At 70.3% G+C, this 20,326-nt stretch carries 18 protein-coding genes and 1 pseudogene; 3 read left to right on the top strand and 16 right to left on the bottom strand.

Annotation, left to right across the window (positions count from 1 at the left end):
• Positions 1-76: 76 nt before the first annotated feature.
• The 9 genes from secG to uvrA all read right to left on the bottom strand — a co-directional run bounded on the left by secG (position 77) and on the right by uvrA (position 11,764).
• Entirely contained in the window at positions 77-319 is a 243-nt protein-coding gene (secG, locus tag CJ197_RS06600) for a preprotein translocase subunit SecG (RefSeq protein WP_102236009.1), read from the bottom strand.
• Between the two features lie 373 nt (positions 320-692).
• The gene (gene tpiA, locus CJ197_RS06595) at positions 693-1,466 is read right to left on the bottom strand and encodes a triose-phosphate isomerase (protein ID WP_102235946.1); all 774 of its coding nucleotides are present in this window, start codon (positions 1,464-1,466) and stop codon (positions 693-695) included.
• The gene (gene pgk, locus CJ197_RS06590; RefSeq protein ID WP_102235945.1) at positions 1,463-2,665 is read right to left on the bottom strand and encodes a phosphoglycerate kinase; all 1,203 of its coding nucleotides are present in this window, start codon (positions 2,663-2,665) and stop codon (positions 1,463-1,465) included. The genes tpiA and pgk overlap by 4 nt, the downstream gene beginning before the upstream one ends.
• Positions 2,666-2,813: 148 nt before the next feature.
• Positions 2,814-3,818: a type I glyceraldehyde-3-phosphate dehydrogenase gene (gap, locus tag CJ197_RS06585; protein ID WP_102235944.1), complete on the bottom strand. Its 1,005-nt coding sequence runs from the start codon at positions 3,816-3,818 to the stop codon at positions 2,814-2,816.
• Between the two features lie 105 nt (positions 3,819-3,923).
• A complete protein-coding gene (whiA, locus tag CJ197_RS06580; protein WP_102235943.1) occupies positions 3,924-4,922 on the bottom strand; it encodes a DNA-binding protein WhiA in 999 nt (332 codons plus the stop codon).
• Positions 4,906-6,021 carry a gluconeogenesis factor YvcK family protein gene (yvcK, locus tag CJ197_RS06575; RefSeq protein WP_102235942.1) on the bottom strand — a complete coding sequence of 372 codons (1,116 nt, stop codon included), beginning with the start codon at positions 6,019-6,021 and terminating at the stop codon, positions 4,906-4,908. The genes whiA and yvcK overlap by 17 nt, the downstream gene beginning before the upstream one ends.
• On the bottom strand, positions 6,018-6,911 hold the full coding sequence (gene rapZ / locus CJ197_RS06570) for an RNase adapter RapZ (protein ID WP_102235941.1): 894 nt from the start codon (positions 6,909-6,911) through the stop codon (positions 6,018-6,020). Before rapZ ends, yvcK begins: the two co-directional genes overlap by 4 nt.
• Before the next feature lie 51 nt (positions 6,912-6,962).
• Positions 6,963-8,900 (bottom strand): excinuclease ABC subunit UvrC, encoded by a 1,938-nt coding sequence (gene uvrC, locus CJ197_RS06565; RefSeq protein WP_102235940.1) that lies wholly within the window; start codon positions 8,898-8,900, stop codon positions 6,963-6,965.
• Between the two features lie 8 nt (positions 8,901-8,908).
• Positions 8,909-11,764, bottom strand: coding sequence for an excinuclease ABC subunit UvrA (gene uvrA, locus CJ197_RS06560; RefSeq protein WP_102235939.1), 2,856 nt, complete (start codon positions 11,762-11,764; stop codon positions 8,909-8,911).
• A gap of 71 nt (positions 11,765-11,835) precedes the next feature.
• Between uvrA and CJ197_RS06555 the strand changes: the two genes are divergently transcribed.
• A complete protein-coding gene (locus tag CJ197_RS06555; RefSeq protein ID WP_102235938.1) occupies positions 11,836-12,522 on the top strand; it encodes an MBL fold metallo-hydrolase in 687 nt (228 codons plus the stop codon).
• A complete protein-coding gene (locus CJ197_RS06550; RefSeq protein WP_102235937.1) occupies positions 12,516-14,279 on the top strand; it encodes a bifunctional 3'-5' exonuclease/DNA polymerase in 1,764 nt (587 codons plus the stop codon). The genes CJ197_RS06555 and CJ197_RS06550 overlap by 7 nt, the downstream gene beginning before the upstream one ends.
• 5 nt (positions 14,280-14,284) lie before the next feature.
• Here CJ197_RS06550 and CJ197_RS06545 read toward each other — a convergent pair whose 3' ends face one another.
• The 4 genes and pseudogenes from CJ197_RS06545 to CJ197_RS06525 all read right to left on the bottom strand — a co-directional run bounded on the left by CJ197_RS06545 (position 14,285) and on the right by CJ197_RS06525 (position 16,173).
• Positions 14,285-14,542: a Txe/YoeB family addiction module toxin gene (locus CJ197_RS06545; protein WP_102235936.1), complete on the bottom strand. Its 258-nt coding sequence runs from the start codon at positions 14,540-14,542 to the stop codon at positions 14,285-14,287.
• 1 nt (position 14,543) lies between these two features.
• Positions 14,544-14,801: a type II toxin-antitoxin system Phd/YefM family antitoxin gene (locus tag CJ197_RS06540; protein ID WP_102235935.1), complete on the bottom strand. Its 258-nt coding sequence runs from the start codon at positions 14,799-14,801 to the stop codon at positions 14,544-14,546.
• Positions 14,802-14,978: 177 nt separating this feature from the next.
• Positions 14,979-15,233 (bottom strand): annotated as a pseudogene (locus tag CJ197_RS06535) (integrase core domain-containing protein); the annotation flags it as partial.
• A gap of 238 nt (positions 15,234-15,471) precedes the next feature.
• Entirely contained in the window at positions 15,472-16,173 is a 702-nt protein-coding gene (locus CJ197_RS06525) for a hypothetical protein (protein ID WP_102235934.1), read from the bottom strand.
• A gap of 143 nt (positions 16,174-16,316) precedes the next feature.
• Here CJ197_RS06525 and CJ197_RS06520 point away from each other — a divergent pair, with 143 nt between their 5' ends.
• Entirely contained in the window at positions 16,317-16,799 is a 483-nt protein-coding gene (locus CJ197_RS06520) for a pyrimidine dimer DNA glycosylase/endonuclease V (protein WP_102235933.1), read from the top strand.
• 212 nt (positions 16,800-17,011) lie between these two features.
• Here the strand turns inward: CJ197_RS06520 and uvrB are convergent, their stop codons facing one another.
• The 3 genes from uvrB to CJ197_RS06500 all read right to left on the bottom strand — a co-directional run bounded on the left by uvrB (position 17,012) and on the right by CJ197_RS06500 (position 20,244).
• Complete coding sequence (uvrB, locus tag CJ197_RS06510; protein WP_102235931.1) at positions 17,012-19,123, bottom strand: excinuclease ABC subunit UvrB; 2,112 nt, start codon at positions 19,121-19,123, stop codon at positions 17,012-17,014.
• A 10-nt stretch (positions 19,124-19,133) separates the two neighbouring features.
• Entirely contained in the window at positions 19,134-19,781 is a 648-nt protein-coding gene (gene coaE, locus CJ197_RS06505) for a dephospho-CoA kinase (RefSeq protein ID WP_102235930.1), read from the bottom strand.
• A 187-nt stretch (positions 19,782-19,968) separates the two neighbouring features.
• Positions 19,969-20,244, bottom strand: a complete 276-nt coding sequence (locus CJ197_RS06500; protein WP_102235929.1) for a hypothetical protein — start codon at positions 20,242-20,244, stop codon at positions 19,969-19,971.
• Between the last annotated feature and the right edge of the window lie 82 nt (positions 20,245-20,326).

Raw genomic sequence — 20,326 nt, 5'->3', positions numbered from 1 at the left:
GCGACGGCGCCCGGTGACCGTCCTGGTCACCGGGCGTCGGTGCGTCAGAGCAAGTTGCTGCGTGAGAGCAGTGTGCTCAGAGCATGGTCTCGAGGATGCCGAGGCCGATGGCGCAGGCGCCCCAGCCGACGGCGAAGCCGACGGTCAGGCGGTTGAGGTTGCGCTCGGCCACACCGGAGGCGCTCGCAGAGGAGGACACGCCGCCGCCGAACATGTCCGACAGGCCGCCGCCGCGGCCCTTGTGCAGCAGCACCAGCAGGATCGTGATCAGGCCCAGCACGGCCAGAAGCACCTGCAGGATGGTCTTCAGCAAGGACAGATCCACGGGCGGGGTCACCTTCCTCAGAGCGGGCACGGACCGATCCAGCATACGTCACGCAGGCCCGCTCCCCCGACCTCGCTCGAGGCGAGATCCCCCACGTCGGCCGGGCCGACCCGCCACGCTGGTCCAGTGACCCTGGCGCGCCTCTCCCCGCCAACCCGCCTTTCCGTTCCAGCGCCTCCGCCGTTCTGTTCCAGAAAGTGGAACAAAACGGCGGATTCGCCGGGGTAGCGGGCGCAGGGCACCGCGGGGGCGGCGTGACGCAGGGGGCCGGGCGCAGGGCACCGCGAGCGCGGGGCGCAGCACCCCTGCGCACACAAACAGGGCGGGCGCGGCGTGTGCCGTGCCCGCCCCGTCGGGGTCAGGGAGCTCAGCCCTGGAAGCCCGCGATCTTCGCGAACTCTTCGGCCTTGAGCGAGGCGCCGCCCACGAGGGCGCCGTCCACATCCTGCTTCTCCATGAGCTCCGCAACGTTCGCGGACTTCACGGAGCCGCCGTACAGCACGCGCACCGCCCCGGCGACCTCCGCGCCGTAGATCGCCTGCAGCGCTTCACGGATCGCGGCGCACACCTCCTGGGCGTCATCCGGGGTGGCGACCTCACCGGTGCCGATGGCCCACACCGGCTCGTAGGCGATGACGATCTGCTTCGCCTGCTCCGCGTCCAGGCCCTCGATGCCGCCCTCAAGCTGCGCGAGGGTGTACTCGACGTGCTTGCCGGCCTTGCGCTCCTCGAGCGGCTCGCCGACGCACAGGATCGGGGTGAGGCCCGCCGCGAAAGCAGCCTTGACCTTGTTGTTGGTGATCTGCTCGGTCTCGCCGTGGTACTGGCGGCGCTCCGAATGGCCGACGGCCACGTATGTGCAGCCGAGCGCCGACAGCATCGGCCCGGAGACCTCACCGGTGTACGCCCCGGACTCGTGCTCGGAGATGTCCTGCGCGCCGTAGGCGATCGGCAGCTTGCCGGCCTCGACCGCGGTCTGCACGGTGCGGATGTCCACGAACGGGGGTAGCACGACGGTCTCGACCTTGCTGGTGTCGACGTCCTTCAGCTGCTCGCCGAGCTCCTCGACCAGGGCCAGTCCCTGCTTCCAGTCGAGGTTCATCTTCCAGTTGCCCGCCATCAGCGGGGTGCGGGTGCTCACTTGGTGCCCTCCTCAAGGATCGCGATGCCCGGCAGCTCCTTGCCCTCGATCAGCTCGAGGCTCGCACCGCCGCCGGTGGAGATGTGCGAGAACAGGGACTCGTCGAAGCCCAGGTTGCGGACCGCGGAGGCGGAGTCGCCGCCGCCGACCACGGTGTACCCCTCGGCCTGCGAGAGGTGCTCGGCCACAGCCTTGGTGCCGCCGGCGAACGCCTCGAACTCGAACACGCCCATCGGGCCGTTCCAGAACACGGTCGCGGCATCGGCGATCTTCTCGCCGAAGAGCTTCGCGGTCTCCGGGCCGATGTCCATGCCCTCCTGGTCCGCGGGCATCTGATCCACGGGGACCGCGGTGGCCGGCGCATCGGCGGAGAACTCGGGGGCCACCAGGGTGTCCACCGGCAGCACCAGGTCCACGCCCTGCTGCTTGGCACGCTCCATGTACTCGGCGACGACCTCGACCTTCGACTCATCCAGCAGAGAGTTGCCGACCTCGTGGCCGAGGGCCTTCTGGAAGGTGTAGGCCATGCCGCCGCCGATGAGGATGCGGTCGGCCTTGCTCAGCAGGTTGTCGATCACGGCGAGCTTGTCGGCGACCTTCGCGCCTCCGAGCACCACCACGAAGGGGCGGGCCGGATCATCGGTGACCTTGCGCAGGGACTCGACCTCGCGCAGCACCAGCTCTCCGGCCGCGGCCGGCAGCTCGGTGGCGAGCTCGTAGACGGAGGCCTGCTTGCGGTGGACCACGCCGAAGCCGTCGGAGACGTACGCATCGCCCAGGGCGGCGAGCTCGGCGGCGAAGGCGCGGCGCTCGGCCTCATCCTTCGAGGTCTCCCCCGGGTTGAAGCGCAGGTTCTCGAGGATCGCGACCTGGCCATCGGCCAGCGCCGCGACGGTCTCCTTCGCGGAGGCGCCGACGGTGTCGGTCGCGAAGGCGACGTCCTGGCCCAGCAGTTCGCCCAGGCGCGCCACGACGGGGCGCAGGGAGTACTTCTCCTCAGGAGCACCCTTGGGGCGTCCCAGGTGGGAGATGACGACGACGCGGGCGCCGGCCTCGACCAGACGGGTCAGGGTGGGCAGGGCGGCGCGGATGCGGCCGTCGTCGGTGATGGTGGTCCCGTCCAGGGGGACGTTGAGATCGGCGCGGACCAGGACGCGTTTGCCGCGCAGGTCGCCGAGGGAATCGATGGTCTTCAGCACCGGGTGCTCCTAGCTGTCAGCTGACATGGGGGCCGCGCTGTGCGCGGCCTGCGGTGGAACGGGCCGGAGCCCGCCGGAGGCCGACCTCGCAGGTGGCGTCCGACGGGCTCCGGGATGATCCGTGTCGTCGCGGGCGACGAGGCGGGAATCAGAGGGACTTGCCCACCAGGGCGGCGAGGTCCACCAGGCGGTTGGAGTAGCCCCACTCGTTGTCGTACCAGGAGACGACCTTCACCTGGTTGCCGATCACCTTGGTGCAGCCGGCGTCGAAGATCGAGCTGGCCGGGTCGCCGACGATGTCGGCGGAGACGATCGGGTCCTCGGTGTAGGTGAGAACACCCTTGAGCGGGCCTTCAGCAGCCTTCTTCACCGCAGCGTTGACCTCCTCCACGGTGACCTCACGGGAGGCCTCGAAGGTGAGGTCGGTGGCGGAGCCGGTGGGGACCGGGACGCGCAGGGCGTAGCCGTCGAACTTGCCCTTCAGCTCCGGCAGCACCAGGGCCACGGCGGCGGCGGCACCGGTCTTGGTGGGGATGATGTTCAGGGCGGCGGCGCGGGCGCGACGCAGGTCCTTGTGCGGGCCGTCCTGCAGGTTCTGGTCCGCGGTGTAGGCGTGGACGGTGGTCATGAGGCCCTTGACGATGCCGAACTCGTCGTTGAGGACCTTCGCCAGCGGCGCCAGGCAGTTGGTGGTGCAGGACGCGTTGGAGACGATGTGGTGCTTCTCGGCGTCGTAGTCGCCGTCGTTCACGCCGATCACGAAGGTGGCGTCCTCATTCTTCGCCGGAGCGGAGATGATGACCTTCTTGGCGCCGGCCTCGATGTGGGCCTTGGCGGCGGTCGCGTCGGTGAAGCGGCCGGTGGACTCCACGACGACATCGGCACCGAGCTCGCCCCACGGCAGCTTGGCGGGATCCTTCTCGGCCAGGGCCTTGAAGGTCATGTCGCCGACAGTGATGGAGTCCTCGGAGTAGGTGACCTCCTCCGCCAGACGACCCGAGATGGAGTCGTACTTCAGCAGGTGCGCGAGGGTCTTGTTGTCGGTGAGGTCATTGACGCCGACGATCTCGATGTCAGCCTTCTGCTCGAGCGCGGCGCGCAGGAAGTTACGGCCGATACGACCGAATCCGTTGATTCCGACCTTGATGGTCACGAGTTCCTCCTCGATCCGCAGTGGTGTTGCGGAATTATGGATATGGCGCGCACGCCCTCGTACGCTCGGACGGCGCCGGTCGGACCGGCGTCCTGCAAAAGCCTATCAATGATGCGGATCGGGCGACGGAGGAAGATGGTCCTCATCCACCCCGTCTTCGGTGCCTGGGATCCCCATCTCCTCCGCGCGCTTGTCCGCCATGGCGAGCAGGCGGCGGATCCGCCCTGCGACAGCGTCCTTGGTCAGCGGCGGATCGGCCAGGCGCCCCAACTCCTCGAGCGAGGCCTGTCGGTGCTCGAGGCGCAGATTCCCCGCGGCACGCAGGTGGTCGGGCACGTCATCGCCGAGGATCTCCAGCGCCCGCTGGACCCGCTGTCCGGCGGCGACCGCCGCTCGGGCGGAGCGGCGCAGGTTCGCGTCGTCGAAGTTCGCGAGCCGGTGCGCAGTGGCCTTGACCTCGCGGCGGGAGCGGCGCTCTTCCCAGGTGCGGGCCGTCTGCACCGCCCCCATCCGGGTCAGCAGCAGGGAGATCGCATCGCCGTCGCGCAGGACCACACGGTCCGCCCCGCGGGCCTCGCGGGCCTTGGAGGCGACGCCCAGTCGGCGGGCGGCGCCGACCATCGCGAGCGCCACCTCGGGGCCGGGGCAGGACAGCTCAAGGGCGGAGGAGCGACCCGGTTCGGTGAGCGTGCCGCGGGCCAGGAAGGCGCCGCGCCAGGCGGCTTCCGCATCGACCATCGCCCCGCCGACGACGACGGGCGGCATGCCGCGCACGGGTCGGCCGCGGGCATCCAGCAGCCCGGTCTGCCGGGCCAGCATTCCGCCTTCGCGCTCGACCCGCACGATGTAGCGGGTGGTGCGGCGGATGCCGGAGGGCTGCATAACCGCGAGCTCGGCGCGGTGCCCGTACATCTCGGCGATCACAGCGTGCAGGCGCCGAGCCACCGCCGCGGAGTCCAGCTCGGCCTCCACCACGATCTTGCCCGCCACCAGCTGCAGCCCGCCGGCGAAGCGCAGCATCGCAGCGGCCTCGGCCTTGCGGGCCGAGGGCCGGGTGATCTCCAGATGGCTGAGCTCCTCCTTGGCCTCACCGGTCAGCGCCATGGGTGTCCTCCTCGGATGCGGGGTCGGTGGTCCCGGCGGGACGGTCCTCCGTGGCGGGGGCAACGGAGGGGACATCGCCGTAGACGTCGTCGAACAGGTCACGGTACGCGGCGGCCAGGCGCACCGGATCGTGGAGCGGCTGGCCGTCGCCGACGCTGACCTGTCGCAGCAGGGTGCGGATTCCCATCTCCGTCGCAAAGTCGACGAGCTCCAGGGAGTCGTGCAGGACGGTGGGGTCCGCGACGAGGGCGTCGAAGCGGCAGCCGGGCGCGTACTCGGTCAGCACTCGCAGCAGGTCCGTGCTGGTCATGCCTTCTGCTTCCTGCATGCCGACGGACAGGTTCGCGGTGATGCAGCGCCGGGCAGGGCTGGTGCGGATCGCCTCGGCGATCTCGGGGATCATGAGATGGGGCAGCACGGAGGTGTACCAGGAGCCGGGGCCGACGATGATCCAGTCCGCGCGGCCGAGCGCCTCGATGACCTCCTCGGATACGCGCGGCCGCGGCGGGTCCAGGCGCACGTCGAGGACCTCCCCATCGGCGGTGGCGACCTGCCACTGGCCGCTCACGGTGCGTTCGGTGCCGTCCGCATTGCGCACGGTGGCCTCGATGTCCAGCGGCTCGAGCGCCATCGGCAGAACGCGTCCGCGGGCGCCCAACAGCTCAGCCATCTGGTCCAGGCCCTCCACCGGGTCCTCGAGGATCTGCCACAGCGCAACCATGAGGAGGTTCCCGAGGGCGTGACCGTTCAGCTGGCCGTCGGTGCGGAAGCGGTGCTGGATGACCTCGCCCCAGATGGTGCCCCACTCGGAGTCTTCGCACAGGGCCGCGAGGGCCATGCGCAGGTCCCCCGGGGGCAGCACGGGCATCTCGGTGCGGATGCGTCCGGAGGAGCCGCCGTTGTCGGCGACGGTGACAATGGCGGTGAGATCGTCGGTCAGCAGCCGTAGGGCCCGCAGGTTCGCGGCGAGGCCGTGGCCGCCGCCCAGAGCAACCACGCGGGGTGGCCGATGGGCGTCGTCCCGGCGGCTGCGGCGCCCGCCGATGGCCCGCTCACCGGAGGGGCGGGGATGGCGCTGGGGGCGGGGCACGATGCTCATTCGCGCCCCAGATCTCGGTGACGCACCCGCACCGGATGCCCGGCTGCACGCAGCGCCTCCCCGAGGCGTTCGGCGATCGCGACGGAGCGGTGCTTGCCACCGGTGCAGCCGATCGCAAGGGTGGTGAAGTGCTTGTTCTCCTCGCTGTAGCCGCGCAGGACGGGTGTGATCATCTCCAGGTAACGGTCGAGGAACTCCGCGCCGTTGGCGTCGGCCAGCACGAACTGGGCGACCTCGGGGTCGGTGCCGCGTTGGGGGCGCAGCTCGGGCACCCAGTACGGGTTGGGGATGAAGCGCACATCGCTCACGTGGTCGGCTTCCAGGGGGATGCCGTACTTGAAGCCGAAGGACAGCACGGTGACGGTCAGGCGCTGCTCGTCGTGGCTGCCGAAGGCGGCGCGCAGCTTCATGGTCAGCTCGTGGACGTTCAGCGGGGAGGTGTCCACCACGAGGTCTGCCATCCGCCGGTACGGGGCGAGCATCTCGCGTTCGCGGCGGATGCCCTCGAGGACCCCCTCCTCGCCCTGCAGAGGGTGGGGGCGGCGCACCGAGTCGAAGCGGCGAACCAGGGTGGGTTCATCGGCGGTCAGGAACAGCACGCGCAGCCGCACCTCGGCCTGCCGCAGCTCGGCGATGACGTCGGGCAGTTCGGAGAAGAACGGTCCGGAGCGCGGGTCCACGACGACGGCGAATCGGGTGTCCTCCCCGTCGGCGCTCGCGCGCAGCTCGTAGAGGGTGGGGATGAGCTGGGGGACGATGTTATAGCTGACGTACCAGCCCATGTCCTCCAGCGCGTGCGCGGCGGTCTCCCGTCCGGCGCCGGCCAGGCCCGTGATGATCACGACGTCGCCCTGCGGCGGTGCGCTGGAATTCTCGCTCCCGTGGGACACGTGTGCTCCTTCTCGGTGGCGGGCTCGATGGCGGGGTGCTCGTGCGGTCGCTCAGGGATCGAGGATCTCGCCAGTGGCGGTGTTGACCGCGACCTCGGGCGCCCCGTCCGCGGCGGTATCCGCGGAGGTGGTGGCCTCCGGGGCCTGCTGGGATCGTAGCGCGGTGCTGATCTGCTGGGCGAGCGCAGGCCCGATCCCCGGCACGTCGGTGAGCTCTTCGACCTCGGCCTCGCGGATCGCGCGGACGGTCACGAAACGGTCCAGGAGGGCGCGGCGCCGGGCCGGTCCCAGGCCCGGGATGCCGTCCAGGGCGCTGGCCTGCATGGCGCGGCCGCGCTTGGTGCGGTGGTAGGTGATGGCGAAACGGTGGGCCTCATCGCGCAGGCGCTGCACGAGGAACAGGGCTTCGCTGGTGCGCGGCAGGATGATCGGGTAGTCCTCGCCGGGCAGCCAGATCTCTTCGAGGCGCTTGGCGATCCCGGCCAGGGCGATGTCGGTGATGCCGAGCTCGTCGAAGGCCCGCTGGGCGGCGGCGACCTGGGGCGGCCCGCCGTCGACGAGGATCAGCGCGGGCGGGTAGGCGAAGCGGCGCGATTCCTCTTCGGTCTGCTCGGGCGGGTCGAGATGGTGGCGCAGGCGCCGCGAGATGACGTCGTACATCGAGGCGGTGTCATCGCGCGCCGCCTCGCCGCGCACGGAGTAGCGGCGGTATTCGCTCTTCTTGGGCAGCCCGTCCTCGAACACCACCTGGGAGCCGACGACGTTCGTGCCGTGGGAGTGGGAGATGTCGAAGCATTCGATGCGCAGCGGCGGCTCATCCAGTCCCAGCGCCTCCCCCAGGTCCTCGAGGGCCTTGGTGCGGGCGGTGAGGTCGCCGGTGCGTTTCAGGCGGTGCAGCCGCAGTGCCTCCTGGGCGTTCTCCCCCACGGTGGCCAGCAGGTCTCGTTTCTCGCCGCGCTGCGGGACACGCAGATCCACGCGCGGGCCCAGCAGCTCCTGGAGCTGTGCGCGGTTGCTGGGCAGGACCGGGACGAGCACTTCGCGGGGCGCGTCGGCGTCGGTGTACAGCACGGTCAGGGCACGTTCGATGAGGTCCGGGGCGGTGGATTCATCGAGGATCTCCGCGGTCCAACCGCGCTGACCGCGGATCCGGCCGCCGCGCACGTGGAACACCTGGATCGAGGCCTCCAGCTCGTCCTGGGCGAGAGCAATCAGGTCCGCGTCCGTGGCGTCGGAGAGCACCACGGAGTTCTTCTCCATGACGGTGGTGAGGGCCTGCAGGTCATCGCGCAGCGTCGCGGCGGTCTCGAAGTCGAGGGCGGCGGCGGCCGCGCGCATGCGCTGTTCGATGCGGCGGGTGTACTTCTGGGTGTTCCCGGCCATGAAGTCGCCGAACTGCTCGGCGAGCTGGCGGTGCTCGTCCTCGGAGATCTCTCCGGTGCAGGGAGCGGAGCATTTGCCGATGAAACCCAGCAGGCAGGGGCGGCCGGAGCGTTCGGCCCGGCGGTACACGCCAGCGCTGCAGGAGCGGATGGGGAACACCCGCAGCATGAGGTCCAGGGTCTCGCGGATCGCGCCCACCTGCGGGTAGGGCCCGAAGGTGCGGTCACCCTTGGCGCGGGGCCGACGGGTGATGTGCACCCGCGGCACCCGCTCCCCCATCGTGATCACGAGGTACGGGTAAGACTTGTCGTCGCGGAACTTGACGTTGAACCGCGGGTCGTACTCCTTGATCCACGTGTACTCGAGGGTGAGGGCCTCCACCTCGGTGCTCACCACGGTCCATTCCACGCTCGCGGCCGTGGTGACCATCCGCCGAGTGCGCTCATGCAGCGCGGAGAGGTCCTGGAAGTAGCTGGTCAGACGCTGGCGAAGGCTCTTCGCTTTGCCCACGTAGATGACGCGGCCGTGCTCGTCGCGGAACCGGTACACCCCCGGGCGGGTGGGGATGGAGCCGGTCGCGGGACGGTAGGTCGCGGGATCTGCCATGGGTGCGGTCAGCCCTCAGCGCCGCGCCCGGCGAGCATACGGGCCAGGAACTGGCCGGTGTAGGAGCCCTCCACCGCTGCCACCTGCTCGGGGGTGCCGGTGGCGACGATCTGCCCGCCGCCGGCGCCGCCCTCGGGGCCCAGGTCGATGACGTGGTCGGCGGATTTGATGACATCGAGGTTGTGCTCGATGACGATCACAGAGTTGCCCTTGTCCACGAGCCCGCCGAGGACCTCGAGCAGTTTGCGCACGTCCTCGAAGTGCAGGCCCGTGGTGGGCTCATCGAGCACATAGATGGTGCGGCCGTTCGAGCGCTTGTGCAGTTCGGAGGAGAGCTTCACGCGCTGCGCTTCGCCGCCGGAGAGGGTGGTGGCGGACTGGCCGAGCTTCACGTAGCCGAGCCCCACATCCACGAGGGTCTGCAGCTGGCGGCGGATCGCGGGGACGGCATCGAAGAACTCGAGGGCCTCGGAGATGGACATGGCCAGCACCTGGGCGACGTTCTTGTCCTTGAAGTGCACCTCGAGGGTCTCGCGGTTGTAGCGCTGTCCCTTGCACACCTCGCACTGGACGTACACGTCCGGCAGGAAGTTCATCTCGATCTTCAACGTGCCGTCACCGGAGCAGGCCTCGCAGCGCCCGCCCTTGACGTTGAAGGAGAAGCGTCCGGCGGTGTAGCCGCGCACCTTCGCTTCGTGGGTCTGGGCGAACAGGGTGCGCACCCGGTCCCACACGCCGGTGTAGGTGGCGGGGTTGGAGCGGGGGGTGCGGCCGATGGGCGACTGGTCCACATGCACCACCTTGTCCAGGTGCTCGAGGCCTGTGACGCGCTTGTGCTTGCCCGGGAGGATGCGGGCGCGGTTCAGCTCCTTGGCGAGGACCTTGTAAAGGATCTCGTTGACCAGGGACGACTTCCCCGAGCCGGAGACGCCGGTGACGGCCGTCAGCACGCCGAGGGGGAAGGAGACGTCCTGTCCGGTGAGGTTGTTGGCGCGCGGACCCACCACGGTGAGCATGCGGTCCTTCTGGACCGGGCGGCGCGTCTTCGGCAGCGGGATCGTGAGCTCCCCGGAGAGGTAGCGCCCGGTGAGGGAGTCGGGGTTGCGCTTGAGCTCGGCGACGGGCCCGGAGTGGACCACGCGGCCGCCGTGCTCGCCGGCCAGGGGGCCGATGTCCACGATCCAGTCGGCGGCTTCGAGGGTGTCCTCGTCATGCTCGACGACGATGAGGGTGTTGCCCAGGTCCCGCAGCCGCTCGAGAGTGGCGATGAGGCGTTCGTTGTCGCGCTGGTGGAGGCCGATCGAGGGCTCATCGAGCACGTACAGCACGCCCACCAGGCCCGATCCGATCTGGGTGGCGAGCCGGATGCGCTGTGCCTCGCCGCCGGAGAGGGTCGCGGCGGCGCGCGCGAGCGTCAGGTAGTCCAGGCCCACGTCGAGCAGGAAACCCAGGCGCGAGCGGATCTCGCGCAGCACCTCATCGGCGATCACCTTCTCCCGCACGCCCAGCTCGAGGTTCTCGGCGAAGGCGAGGGCGTCGGCGATGGACATCTCGCAGACTTCGGCGATGGACTTCCCGCCGACGGTGACGGCCAGCACCTCGGGCCGCAGGCGGGCGCCCTGGCAGGCGGGGCAGGGGACCTCGCGCATGAACTGTTCGTAGCGTTCCTTGGCCCAGTCGGACTCGGTATCGCTGTGGCGACGCTCGAGGAAGTGCATGACGCCCTCGAAACCGGTGGAGTACGTGCGCTCCCGGCCGAAGCGGTTGCGGTACTTGACGTGGACCTTGAAGTCCTTGCCATGCAGCAGGGCGTGCCGGGCGCGCTGCGGCAGGGCCCGCCACGGGGTGTCCATCGAGAAGCTGAGCTCCTCGGCGAGGCCAGCCATGACCTCCTGGTGGTGGTCGGAGTGCCCCATGGTCCAGGGGACGATCGCACCGTCGGCGAGCGAGAGGTCCTCATCGGGGATGACCAGTTCGGGGTCGACTTCGAGGCGCTGGCCGAGGCCCGTGCATTCCGGGCAGGCGCCGTAGGGGGCGTTGAAGGAGAAGGTGCGCGGTTCGATGTCGTCGATCGCGAGGGTATGGCCGTTCGGGCAGGCGCGCTTTTCGGAGAAGCGACGTTCCCGGCCGGGGTCCTCGGAGTCGAGGTCCACGAAGTCCGCCACGAGGATGCCCTCGGCGAGCCGCAGCGCGGTCTCCACGGAGTCGGTGAGGCGACGGCGGGCATCGGGCTTGACGGCCAGGCGATCCACGACCACCTCGATGGTGTGCTTGTAGCGCTTGTCGAGGGTGATGTCCTCATCCAGGCGACGGTTGGTGCCGTCCACGCGGGCGCGGGCGTAGCCCTGGGAGCGCAGGGAGCTCAGCAGGTCCGCGTGCTCGCCCTTGCGGCCCTGCACCACGGGGGCGAGCAGCTGGAAGCGGGTGCCCTCGTTCTCTTCGAGGAGGATGTCCACGATCTGCTCAGCGGAGGTGGAGGAGACCGCTTCCCCACAGGTGGGGCAATGCTGCTGGCCGGTGCGGGAGAACAGCAGGCGCAGGTAGTCGTAGATCTCGGTGATGGTGCCGACGGTGGAGCGCGGGTTGCGGTTGGTGGACTTCTGGTCGATCGACACCGCTGGGGACAGGCCTTCGATGAGGTCCACGCTGGGCTTGTCCATCTGCCCCAGGAACTGGCGGGCGTAGCTGGAGAGGGACTCGACGTAGCGACGCTGACCTTCGGCGAAGATGGTGTCGAAGGCCAGGGAGCTCTTGCCGGAGCCGGACAGGCCGGAGAACACCACGAGCTTTCCGCGGGGGATGTCGATGTCGATGTTCTGCAGGTTGTGCTCACGCGCACCACGCACTACCAGGGAATCAGTCACCGGGCCATCCTAGGGGCGCGCCCCCACATCGAACAGTTGTTCGGACGTGGGGTGCGACTCATACTGGGGTCATGGCTGATCACGAGTACACCGGACATGTTGAGCCGGGCGGCGAGCCCGTCGCCCGCGACCTCGAGCATCTGCAGATCCGCAAGCTCTCCGTCGGGAGCATGGACAACAACGCCTATGTGCTGACCTGCCGGTCGAGCGGGGCGCAGCTGCTGATCGATGCGGCGGCGGATCCGGATGCACTGCGGCGGATGATCGCTGCGGGCTCGGAGCACAATGCCGTGGACATGGTGCTGACCACGCATCAGCATCACGACCATGTGGGGGCGCTCGCGGAGATCGTGGAGGCGACGCGGGCGCGCACGGCAGCGGGCGCCGCGGACGCGACGGCGATCACCGAGCAGACGGGGGTGCGGATCGACGAAAAGCTGGCCGACGGGGATGTGCTGCGCGTCGGCGAGGTGGAGCTGGAGATCATCGCGCTGCGCGGCCACACCCCGGGCTCGGTCGCCGTGCTCTACCGCGGCGGGGCCGACGGCGATCACCTGTTCACCGGGGACTCGCTGTTCCCCGGCGGCGTGGGCAAGACGAGCGGCCCCGAGGACTTCGCGCAGCTCATCGATGATGTGGAGCAGCGGATCTTCGACCGTCTGAAGGACTCGACCTGGGTGTATCCGGGGCACGGGGATGACACGACGCTCGGCGCGGAGCGCGGGTCCCTGCCTGCGTGGCGCGAGCGGGGATGGTGACCTCTCCCCCGTCGGGCGCCGCCGCGCCCGCCCCGGCGCGGTGCGTGCTCGGCCGCGCGGCGGACGGAGCGGTCGTGCTGCGCGAGTACGCGGCCGACGGCTCCGCCCTCGGCGAGCGGACCCGCGCCGTCCAGGAGCTCCCCTCCCTCGTCGCTGAGCTCGAGGCCGCGCACCGGCCGCGCTGGGTCTGGAGCGACGCCACCGCCTGGTACCCGCGTCTGCTCGGGGCCGGGGTCACCCTCGAGCGCTGCCACGACCTGCGCCTGGTGCACCGGATCCTGCGCCATTCCGAGCTGGTGACGGAGCCCGGTCCTCTGCGCGAGGCGACGGGGTGGGACACACAGCTCGAGCCGGAGGAGACGCGACGCGACCTCGGCGCGACCCTCTTCGACCTCGACGCCCGGCCATCGGCCGCCCACGGCGTGCCCGACGGGATCGAAGAGACCTGTGCGGAGCTCGAGCGGCAGCTCTCGGCGATCGCGAGCGCCGAGGACCCGACGCGGCTGCGCCTGCTGCTGGCGGCGGAATCCGCCGGGGCACTGATCGCGGCCGAGCTGCAGGCGGCGGGGATCCCCTGGGACGTGGCCGAGCACGACCGGATCCTCACCGAGGCCCTGGGGCCGCGCCCCTCCCCCGGGACGCTCCCCGCGCAGATGGTGCAGGTCGCCGCCGAGGTGCGCACCGCCCTCGGGGACCCGACCGTGTCGCTGGACTCGCCGCCGAAGCTGCTGCGCGCCCTGCACCGCGCCGGCATCGACGTCTCCTCCACCTCCCAGTGGGAGCTGCAGGAGCACGAGCATCCCGCGATCGCGCCGCTGCTGCGGTACAAGAAGATGTCCCGCCTGCTGACCGCCAACGGCTGGACGTGGCTGGACGAGTGGGTGCGGGAGGGCCGCTACCGGCCCGTCTACGTGCCGGGCGGCGTGGTCACCGGGCGCTGGACCTCCAGCGGCGGTGGGGCGCTGCAGATCCCGCGTCGGCTGCGGCCCGCGCTCCGTGCCGATCCTGGCTGGCTGCTGGTCAGCGCAGACGTCTCCCAGCTCGAGCCGCGGGTGCTCGCCGCCATGTCCCGCGACGCGGCGATGATCGAGGCGGCGGCCGGGAAGGACCTCTACTCGGGCATCGTCGAGGCGGGAGTGGTCGCGAGCCGACAGGAGGCGAAGATCGGGGTGCTCGGCGCCCTGTACGGCGGGACCACCGGGGACAGCGGTCGCGTCGTGCCCCGGCTCCGCCGCACCTTCCCCGAGGCGATGGCGCTCGTGGACGGCGCGGCTGCGACCGGGGAGCGCGGCGGGACGGTCACGACCTGGCTCGGCCGCTCCTCCCCCGCCCCCGAGCCCGGCTGGGTGCAGGCGCAGCGCTCCGCGAACGGTCCCGACGCGGGCGCCGGCGAGCAGGAGCGGGCTCGTCGCTCGGCCCGCGACCGCGGCCGGTTCACCCGCAATTTCGTGGTGCAGGGCACCGCCGCGGAATGGGCGCTGTCCTGGATGGCGGCGCTGCGGCTGCGGCTCGCGCAGCTCCCTGAGGTCGCCCCCGACGAGCGGGCCGGCGCCTCGGGACCGGTGTTCGCCCCCCGCGCACACCTGGCGTACTTCCTGCACGACGAGGTGATCGTCCACGCCCCCGCCGAACAGGCCGAGGCTGCGGCCGCGGCGATCCGCGAGAGCGCCGACGCCGCGGGACGGTTGCTCTTCCCCGGTAGCGCGATCGACTTCCCGCTGGACCTCACCGTCACCGAGCACGCCGGCGAGGTGTGAGCGGTTCAGCCGTAGTGATAGCGGCAGGCGGCGATGCGGATGTCTTCGCCCGCGATCTTGTAGACGAGGCGATGTTCGTCGGTAATACGCCGTGACCAATACCCGGCGAAGTCGTGCTTCAGGGGTTCCGGCTTTCCGATGCCCTCGTTGCCGTTACGGCTGATGTCCCGCAGGAGGAGGTTGATCCTTTTCAGCACGCGGCGGTCCTGCGCCTGCCACCACAGGTAGTCCTCCCAGGCAGCCTCGCTCCACACCAGAGGCATGTCACTCCTCGTCGATCAGATCTCGGACCGTCCCCTCGCCGCGCTCGAGCTCCTCCATCGCCGTGAGCAGCCGCCGGGCATTGGCGGGCGAGCGAAGGAGATACGCCGTCTCGCGCAGCGACTGGTAGTCCTCGAGCGACACGATGACCGCGGACTCACGACCGGACCGGGTGATCACGACCTCCTCACGGTCATCGACGACTCGATCGAGCACCTCGGCATACCGTGCCCGAGACTCGCTATAGCTCATGGTCTGCATCGGGGACTCCTTCCAGCTGTCACCTACACATCACATACGTACAGAATATTGTACGCCATGACGTCAAGAGGTCGATGCTCAGCATCCTCTTACCAGCGCCCACGAGCACGGCGGTGCGTCCACCCTCGAACCCACGGGCGAGGCGTGAGGGTCCGTGCACAATGGCGCTGTCCCGTGTCACGTTGTTGGCAGGATTATGGGGCCAGCAAAGTTGGGGGTGTCGGGGCTGGCGTGCCCGAGGTGGACGTCCAGGGGCCGGTTCCAGGCGATGGCCTCGTGGGGCCGCACCGTGTTGTACTCCAGCCTGTACTCCTCGGAGTAGCAGGTCAGCTCCAGGGCGTCGTGGATCTCTTCTCGGTAGAGCCGTTCGTACTTGAGGGATCCGAATCCGCGTTCTCGTGAACCGTTCTGCCCGGGAGACTTCACGCGGGTGCGGACGTGCCGCCACCGAGGCCGCCGCCGTCGGGGTGATCTGCGGGCCCCTCACCATCGGGCTGATCCCCACCGTCACGGCGCTGGACGTGCCCGCGGTGCGCGAGGCGCGCCGGCGTACTCGGGATGACGGCAGGATCGAGATGCGTGCCGTGCGAGGTCTGCGAGGATACGCTCGACCATCTGCTCCTCGTCGAGCTCTTCGCTGAGGACCTGCTCCCCCGGGACGCCGCGGGTACTACGCGCCGGGATCCTCAGGGGCCAGCGCGGCGAGCTCCTCGAGCAGGGAGTCCATGCGTCGAGCGCCCAGCAGCGGGCTGAGCGGCTCGGAGAACCAGTGCTCCCAGAGCTCGTCGAGCTGTGCCGCCGTGGGCGCGACACCGGTGTCCAGCAGCTCCGCGATCGACTGCGCCTCAGGCTCGTACTCGTCCTCGGGCATGCCGTCCGTGCCCGGGGCGAGGCCCATCGGATCCTCGCGGGTCAGGAGGGCGAGGACTCGCGCCTGCGTCGACGTGGTGCCCGGCGCGGAGCCTCGCTCGTCGAGCAGGGTCGAGGCCAGGGTCACCGCGCCGGTGGCGAGGCCGATCCAGACGCGCGGCGCGGGTACGCCGCGGCGCCGGAGGAAGCTCTCTGCCCCGCGGTCCAGTCGCAGACCCGCCACACCCGCCCCGGCCATCAGGCCGCCGAGGGCGAGCGAGAGCGCGGTCTCGAGCCCCGTCGGCGGCCGCAGGGCGTGAGCACTCGGCTCGTCCTCGGCCGACAGGACCAGGCGCCGTTGCTGCGCCAGGAGGCTGACGCCGGTGGTCAGCACCGCAGGGAGCACGACATAGCCAGCGCGCACCAGGCGCGGGAGACGGTGCACAGGGATCATCCCGAGGCCGGACGCGGCAGCCGTGCCGACGACCAGGGACACGATGCGGGAGCGCTGGGACTGTGTCACGGGGTCCTCCTTCTCTCGCCGCGGGCCCAGCCGCGCGCCACGGGGCGTGGCGTGCCCTCTACGCTATCGGGCGACGGACGACGATCGTCGGTGCCCGGGGGTGACCTTCGACCGTGCCTCGGCAGATGAGGGAGGATGGACCGATGCGCCTCTGGTCACTGCACCCCCGCCACCTCGACCGCCAGGGCCTCACGGGCTGCTGGCGGGAATCGCTGCTGGCGCAGGCCGTGCTCGCCGGGCGCACTCGCGGGTACCGCTCCCACCCGCAGCTCGAACGGTTCCGGGCCCAGCCCGCCCCGCTCGATGCCGTGGGCACCTACCTCGAGGTGCTCGCCCGGGAGGCGACCGCTCGCGGCTACCGCTTCGACCTCTCGCGGATCGACCGCCGCCCCGAGGAGCTCACCGGCTACGCGCCGACGGATGCCGCAGCCGGCGTGCCACGGATCCCCGTGACCCGGGGACAGGTCGACCTGGAATGGCGTCATCTGCTCGCCAAGCTCGCGCAGCGCAGTCCCGGGAGTGAGGCGCTCACCGCAGCGCATTCCGCGCCGACGGTGCATCCGCTGTTCACCGTGGTGCCGGGTCCGGTCGAGAGCTGGGAGCGCGCGGCGGATCCGGAGGGCTGAGCGCGATCCGCAGCCAGCGCGAGAGGGGCGCCCCATCCGGGACGTCCGCGAGATCGGTGCGCAGCCACCGGGCCTCGCGCAGCTCGGGGTGGTGCAGCAGCACCTTCACTCCGAAGGTGCGCGGCCAGCGCACCCGCCACCAGACCCGGCGCAGCCGGTGCCCGGCGGTCAGCGCGGCGCCCAGAGCCCGCCCGCGCCTCGTCGTGATCGGCTCAGGACCGCTGCACCGCCCGCAGCTCCTTCTTCAGCTCCTGCACCTCATCGCGCAGCCGCGCCGCAACCTCGAACTGCAGGGATTCGGCGGCCTGGTGCATCTGGGCGGTCAACTCGTCGATCATCCCGGTGAGAGCACCGACGGGGTCATCGCCGAGGTCCACTTCGCGGCCGCTGATCGCATCGAGCGCATGGGCGCGGGCCTCGTCGCGGCGCACCCGGTCCCGCCCCTCCTTCCCGGCGCGGTAGTCGGTGGCCATGAGCGTTTCGGTGTCGATGTCCTCGCGGGCCAGCATGTCGGTGACGTCCGCGATGCGTTTGCGCAGCGGCGTGGGGTCGATGCCGTGCTCGGTGTTGTACGCGATCTGCTTCTCGCGGCGGCGGTTGGTCTCGTCGATCGCCTCCTGCATCGAGTCGGTGATCGTGTCGGCGTACATGTGGACCTGGCCGGAGACGTTACGCGCCGCCCGGCCGATGGTCTGGATGAGGGAGGTGCGCGAGCGCAGGAAGCCTTCCTTGTCGGCGTCGAGGATCGACACGAGGGACACCTCCGGCAGGTCCAGGCCCTCGCGCAGCAGGTTGATGCCCACCAGGACGTCGAACTCCCCCAGCCGCAGGGAGCGCAGCAGCTCCACGCGGCGCAGGGTGTCCACATCGGAGTGGAGGTACTGCACGCGCACCCCGTTCTCCAGCAGGAAGTCGGTGAGGTCCTCGGCCATGCGCTTGGTGAGAGTGGTGACCAGGACACGTTCATCGCGCTGGACGCGCTGCTCGATCTCTTCGCGCAGGTCATCGATCTGGCCCTTCACGGGCTTGACGATCACCTCGGGGTCCACCAGGCCCGTCGGGCGGATGATCTGCTCGACCACGCCGTGGGAGCGGTCCAGCTCGTATTGGGCGGGCGTGGCCGAGAGGTAGACGGTCTGGCCGGTGCGCTGGGTGAACTCCTCGAAGGTCAGCGGGCGGTTGTCGAGCGCGCTGGGCAGGCGGAATCCGAAGTCCACCAGGGTGCGTTTGCGCGAGCGGTCTCCCTCGTACATCGCGCCGATCTGCGGGACGGTCACATGGGACTCGTCGATCACCAGCAGGAAGTCTTCGGGGAAGTAGTCCAGCAGCGTGTTCGGCGGGGTGCCGGGGCCGCGGCCGTCGAGGTGGAGGGAATAGTTCTCCACCCCGTTGGTGGTACCCATCTGGCGCAGCATCTCCAGATCGTGCGTGGTGCGCATGCGCAGCCGCTGGGCCTCCAACAGCTTGTTCTGCCCTTCGAGCTCCGCAAGCCGCTCGGCGAGCTCGTCCTCGATGGTGCCGATCGCGCGGGCGAGCCGTTCGGGGCCGGCCACGTAGTGGGAGGCGGGGAAGACGTGGATGTGGTCCTCCTCCCGGATGACCTCCCCCGTCATCGGGTGCAGGGTGTACAGGGCATCGATCTCATCGCCGAAGAACTCGATGCGCAGCGCGAGCTCCTCATACATCGGGATGATCTCCACGGTGTCGCCGCGCACCCGGAAGGTGCCGCGCTCGAAGGCGATGTCGTTGCGGTCGTACTGCATATCGACGAAGCGGCTGAGCAGCTCATCGCGGTCCAGCTCGTCACCGCGCTTGAGCTGCACCATGCGGTCCACGTACTCCTGCGGGGTGCCCAGGCCGTAGATACAGGAGACCGAGGAGACCACCACGACGTCGCGGCGGGTCAGCAGGGAGTTGGTGGCGCTGTGGCGCAGTCGCTCCACCTCGGCGTTGATCGAGGAGTCCTTCTCGATGTACGTATCCGACTGCGGGACGTACGCCTCCGGCTGGTAGTAGTCGTAGTAGGAGACGAAGTATTCGACCGCGTTGTGGGGCAGCAGCTCGCGGAACTCGGCGGCCAGCTGGGCGGCGAGCGTCTTGTTGTGCGCCATGATCAGCGTGGGCCGCTGCACCTGTTCGATGAGCCAGGCGGTGGTGGCGGATTTGCCGGTGCCGGTGGCGCCCAGCAGCACCACGTCCTGCTCGCCGTCGTTCAGACGCTGGGCGAGCTCGGCGATCGCCTGCGGCTGGTCCCCGGAGGGTTGGTACTGGGAGACCACCTCGAAGGGGTGCTCGGCACGGACAAGATCGGTGACAGGGCGCATGGTCTCGATGCTACGTCCGGGGGCCGACGGTGAGCTCATCGATGCGCTCGAGCGCCCGGGCGGCGCGGTGGCGCAGATCCTCCAGGGTGCCGGTGTTGTGCAGCAGCAGGTCCGCGCGGCGGATCCGCTCCAGGTCCGTGACCTGCGCTGCCATGACAGATTCGGTGTAGGTGCGGTCGCGGCCGCGGTTCTGCTCGACGCGGGCGATGCGGTCCTCGCGCCGAGCGAGAACCGCGACCACGAGGTCGTAGTCGCGTTCGCGGTGCTTCTCGAGCAGCAGCGGGTTGTCGTGGACGATGATCCGCTCCCCCGCGGCGAGCGCCGCGGCCTCGGCAGCGCGCACGGCCTCGTCCACCCGCCCCAGCACGATCTGTTCGAGGTCCGCGCGGGCCTGCGCATCGGCGAAGACGAGCCGGGCGAGGGCCTGGCGGTCGATCGTGCCATCCTGCGTGCGGTACTGCTCGCCGAAGCGGGCCACCGCCTCCTCCATGCCCGCACCGGGCTCATCCAGGACGCGACGGGAGTATGCGTCGAGGTCGATGACGGTGAGCCCCGCCTCTCGCCACAGCTCGGCGACGGTGGATTTCCCGGACCCGATGCCGCCGGTGAGGCCGATGCGCCGCAGGGATGCGGGTGATGCGGTGCGGGGCGATGCCATCGAGGTCCTTTCGGGGCGGGCGATGCGGGCACGGGAAGCACATCGCGGGGTGCAGGTCCACGGTAGTCCCCGCGGCCCGTCGGCCACGGGTACCCGTCGGCCCGGCACCCCGGCACCGGATGTATGGGGTGCGCGGGGTGCCCAGGGTGAGCGGGGTGTTTGTGGGGTCGATGGGTGGGCGCTGGGTTCAGCGAGCGTAGGGGCCGGACTCGGAGACCTCCTGCCAGCGCGCCGCGGGAGTGGTGAGCGCGAGGATGAGGGCGAGCAGGCCGTGCAGGGCTCCGAGCAGGATCCACATGGTTGACCCTTCAAGGACCAGGCCGAGGATGGCGGCGAGGGTGTAGCCCACGTGCAGCCCGCCGTGGATCCCGGCGGCCGCCCACACTGAGCGCATCCGCAGAGCGAGCATGCCGGCGCTGAGGGCGAAGCCGAAGGGAACCGCGAGGTGCAGCACGTGCTGCACGGCGCTCGCCCTGCTGCTGGTGCGTGCCCTTGGCCTGTGACTGACCTGCCGTGACGTCCGTGACGCGCAGTGTGCCCGCGGG

Origin of the sequence: Brachybacterium sp. UMB0905, assembly GCF_002871795.1 — a bacterium.
Classification (GTDB): domain Bacteria; phylum Actinomycetota; class Actinomycetes; order Actinomycetales; family Dermabacteraceae; genus Brachybacterium.
The sequence above is the reverse complement of the archived record's forward strand: the minus strand, read 5'-3'. Positions and strand labels throughout refer to the sequence as shown.

What these genes read in the sequence shown, in the direction of transcription:
- whiA (WP_102235943.1), bottom strand. Translation starts at nt 4,922, where the DNA reads ATGGCGCTGACCGGTGAGGCCAAGGAGGAGCTCAGCCATCTGGAGATC.
- yvcK (WP_102235942.1), bottom strand. Translation starts at nt 6,021, where the DNA reads ATGAGCATCGTGCCCCGCCCCCAGCGCCATCCCCGCCCCTCCGGTGAG.
- uvrC (WP_102235940.1), bottom strand. Translation starts at nt 8,900, where the DNA reads ATGGCAGATCCCGCGACCTACCGTCCCGCGACCGGCTCCATCCCCACC.
- CJ197_RS06555 (WP_102235938.1), top strand. Translation starts at nt 11,836, where the DNA reads ATGGCTGATCACGAGTACACCGGACATGTTGAGCCGGGCGGCGAGCCC.
- CJ197_RS06550 (WP_102235937.1), top strand. Translation starts at nt 12,516, where the DNA reads ATGGTGACCTCTCCCCCGTCGGGCGCCGCCGCGCCCGCCCCGGCGCGG.
- CJ197_RS06545 (WP_102235936.1), bottom strand. Translation starts at nt 14,542, where the DNA reads ATGCCTCTGGTGTGGAGCGAGGCTGCCTGGGAGGACTACCTGTGGTGG.
- CJ197_RS06540 (WP_102235935.1), bottom strand. Translation starts at nt 14,801, where the DNA reads ATGCAGACCATGAGCTATAGCGAGTCTCGGGCACGGTATGCCGAGGTG.
- CJ197_RS06520 (WP_102235933.1), top strand. Translation starts at nt 16,317, where the DNA reads ATGCGCCTCTGGTCACTGCACCCCCGCCACCTCGACCGCCAGGGCCTC.
- uvrB (WP_102235931.1), bottom strand. Translation starts at nt 19,123, where the DNA reads ATGCGCCCTGTCACCGATCTTGTCCGTGCCGAGCACCCCTTCGAGGTG.
- coaE (WP_102235930.1), bottom strand. Translation starts at nt 19,781, where the DNA reads ATGGCATCGCCCCGCACCGCATCACCCGCATCCCTGCGGCGCATCGGC.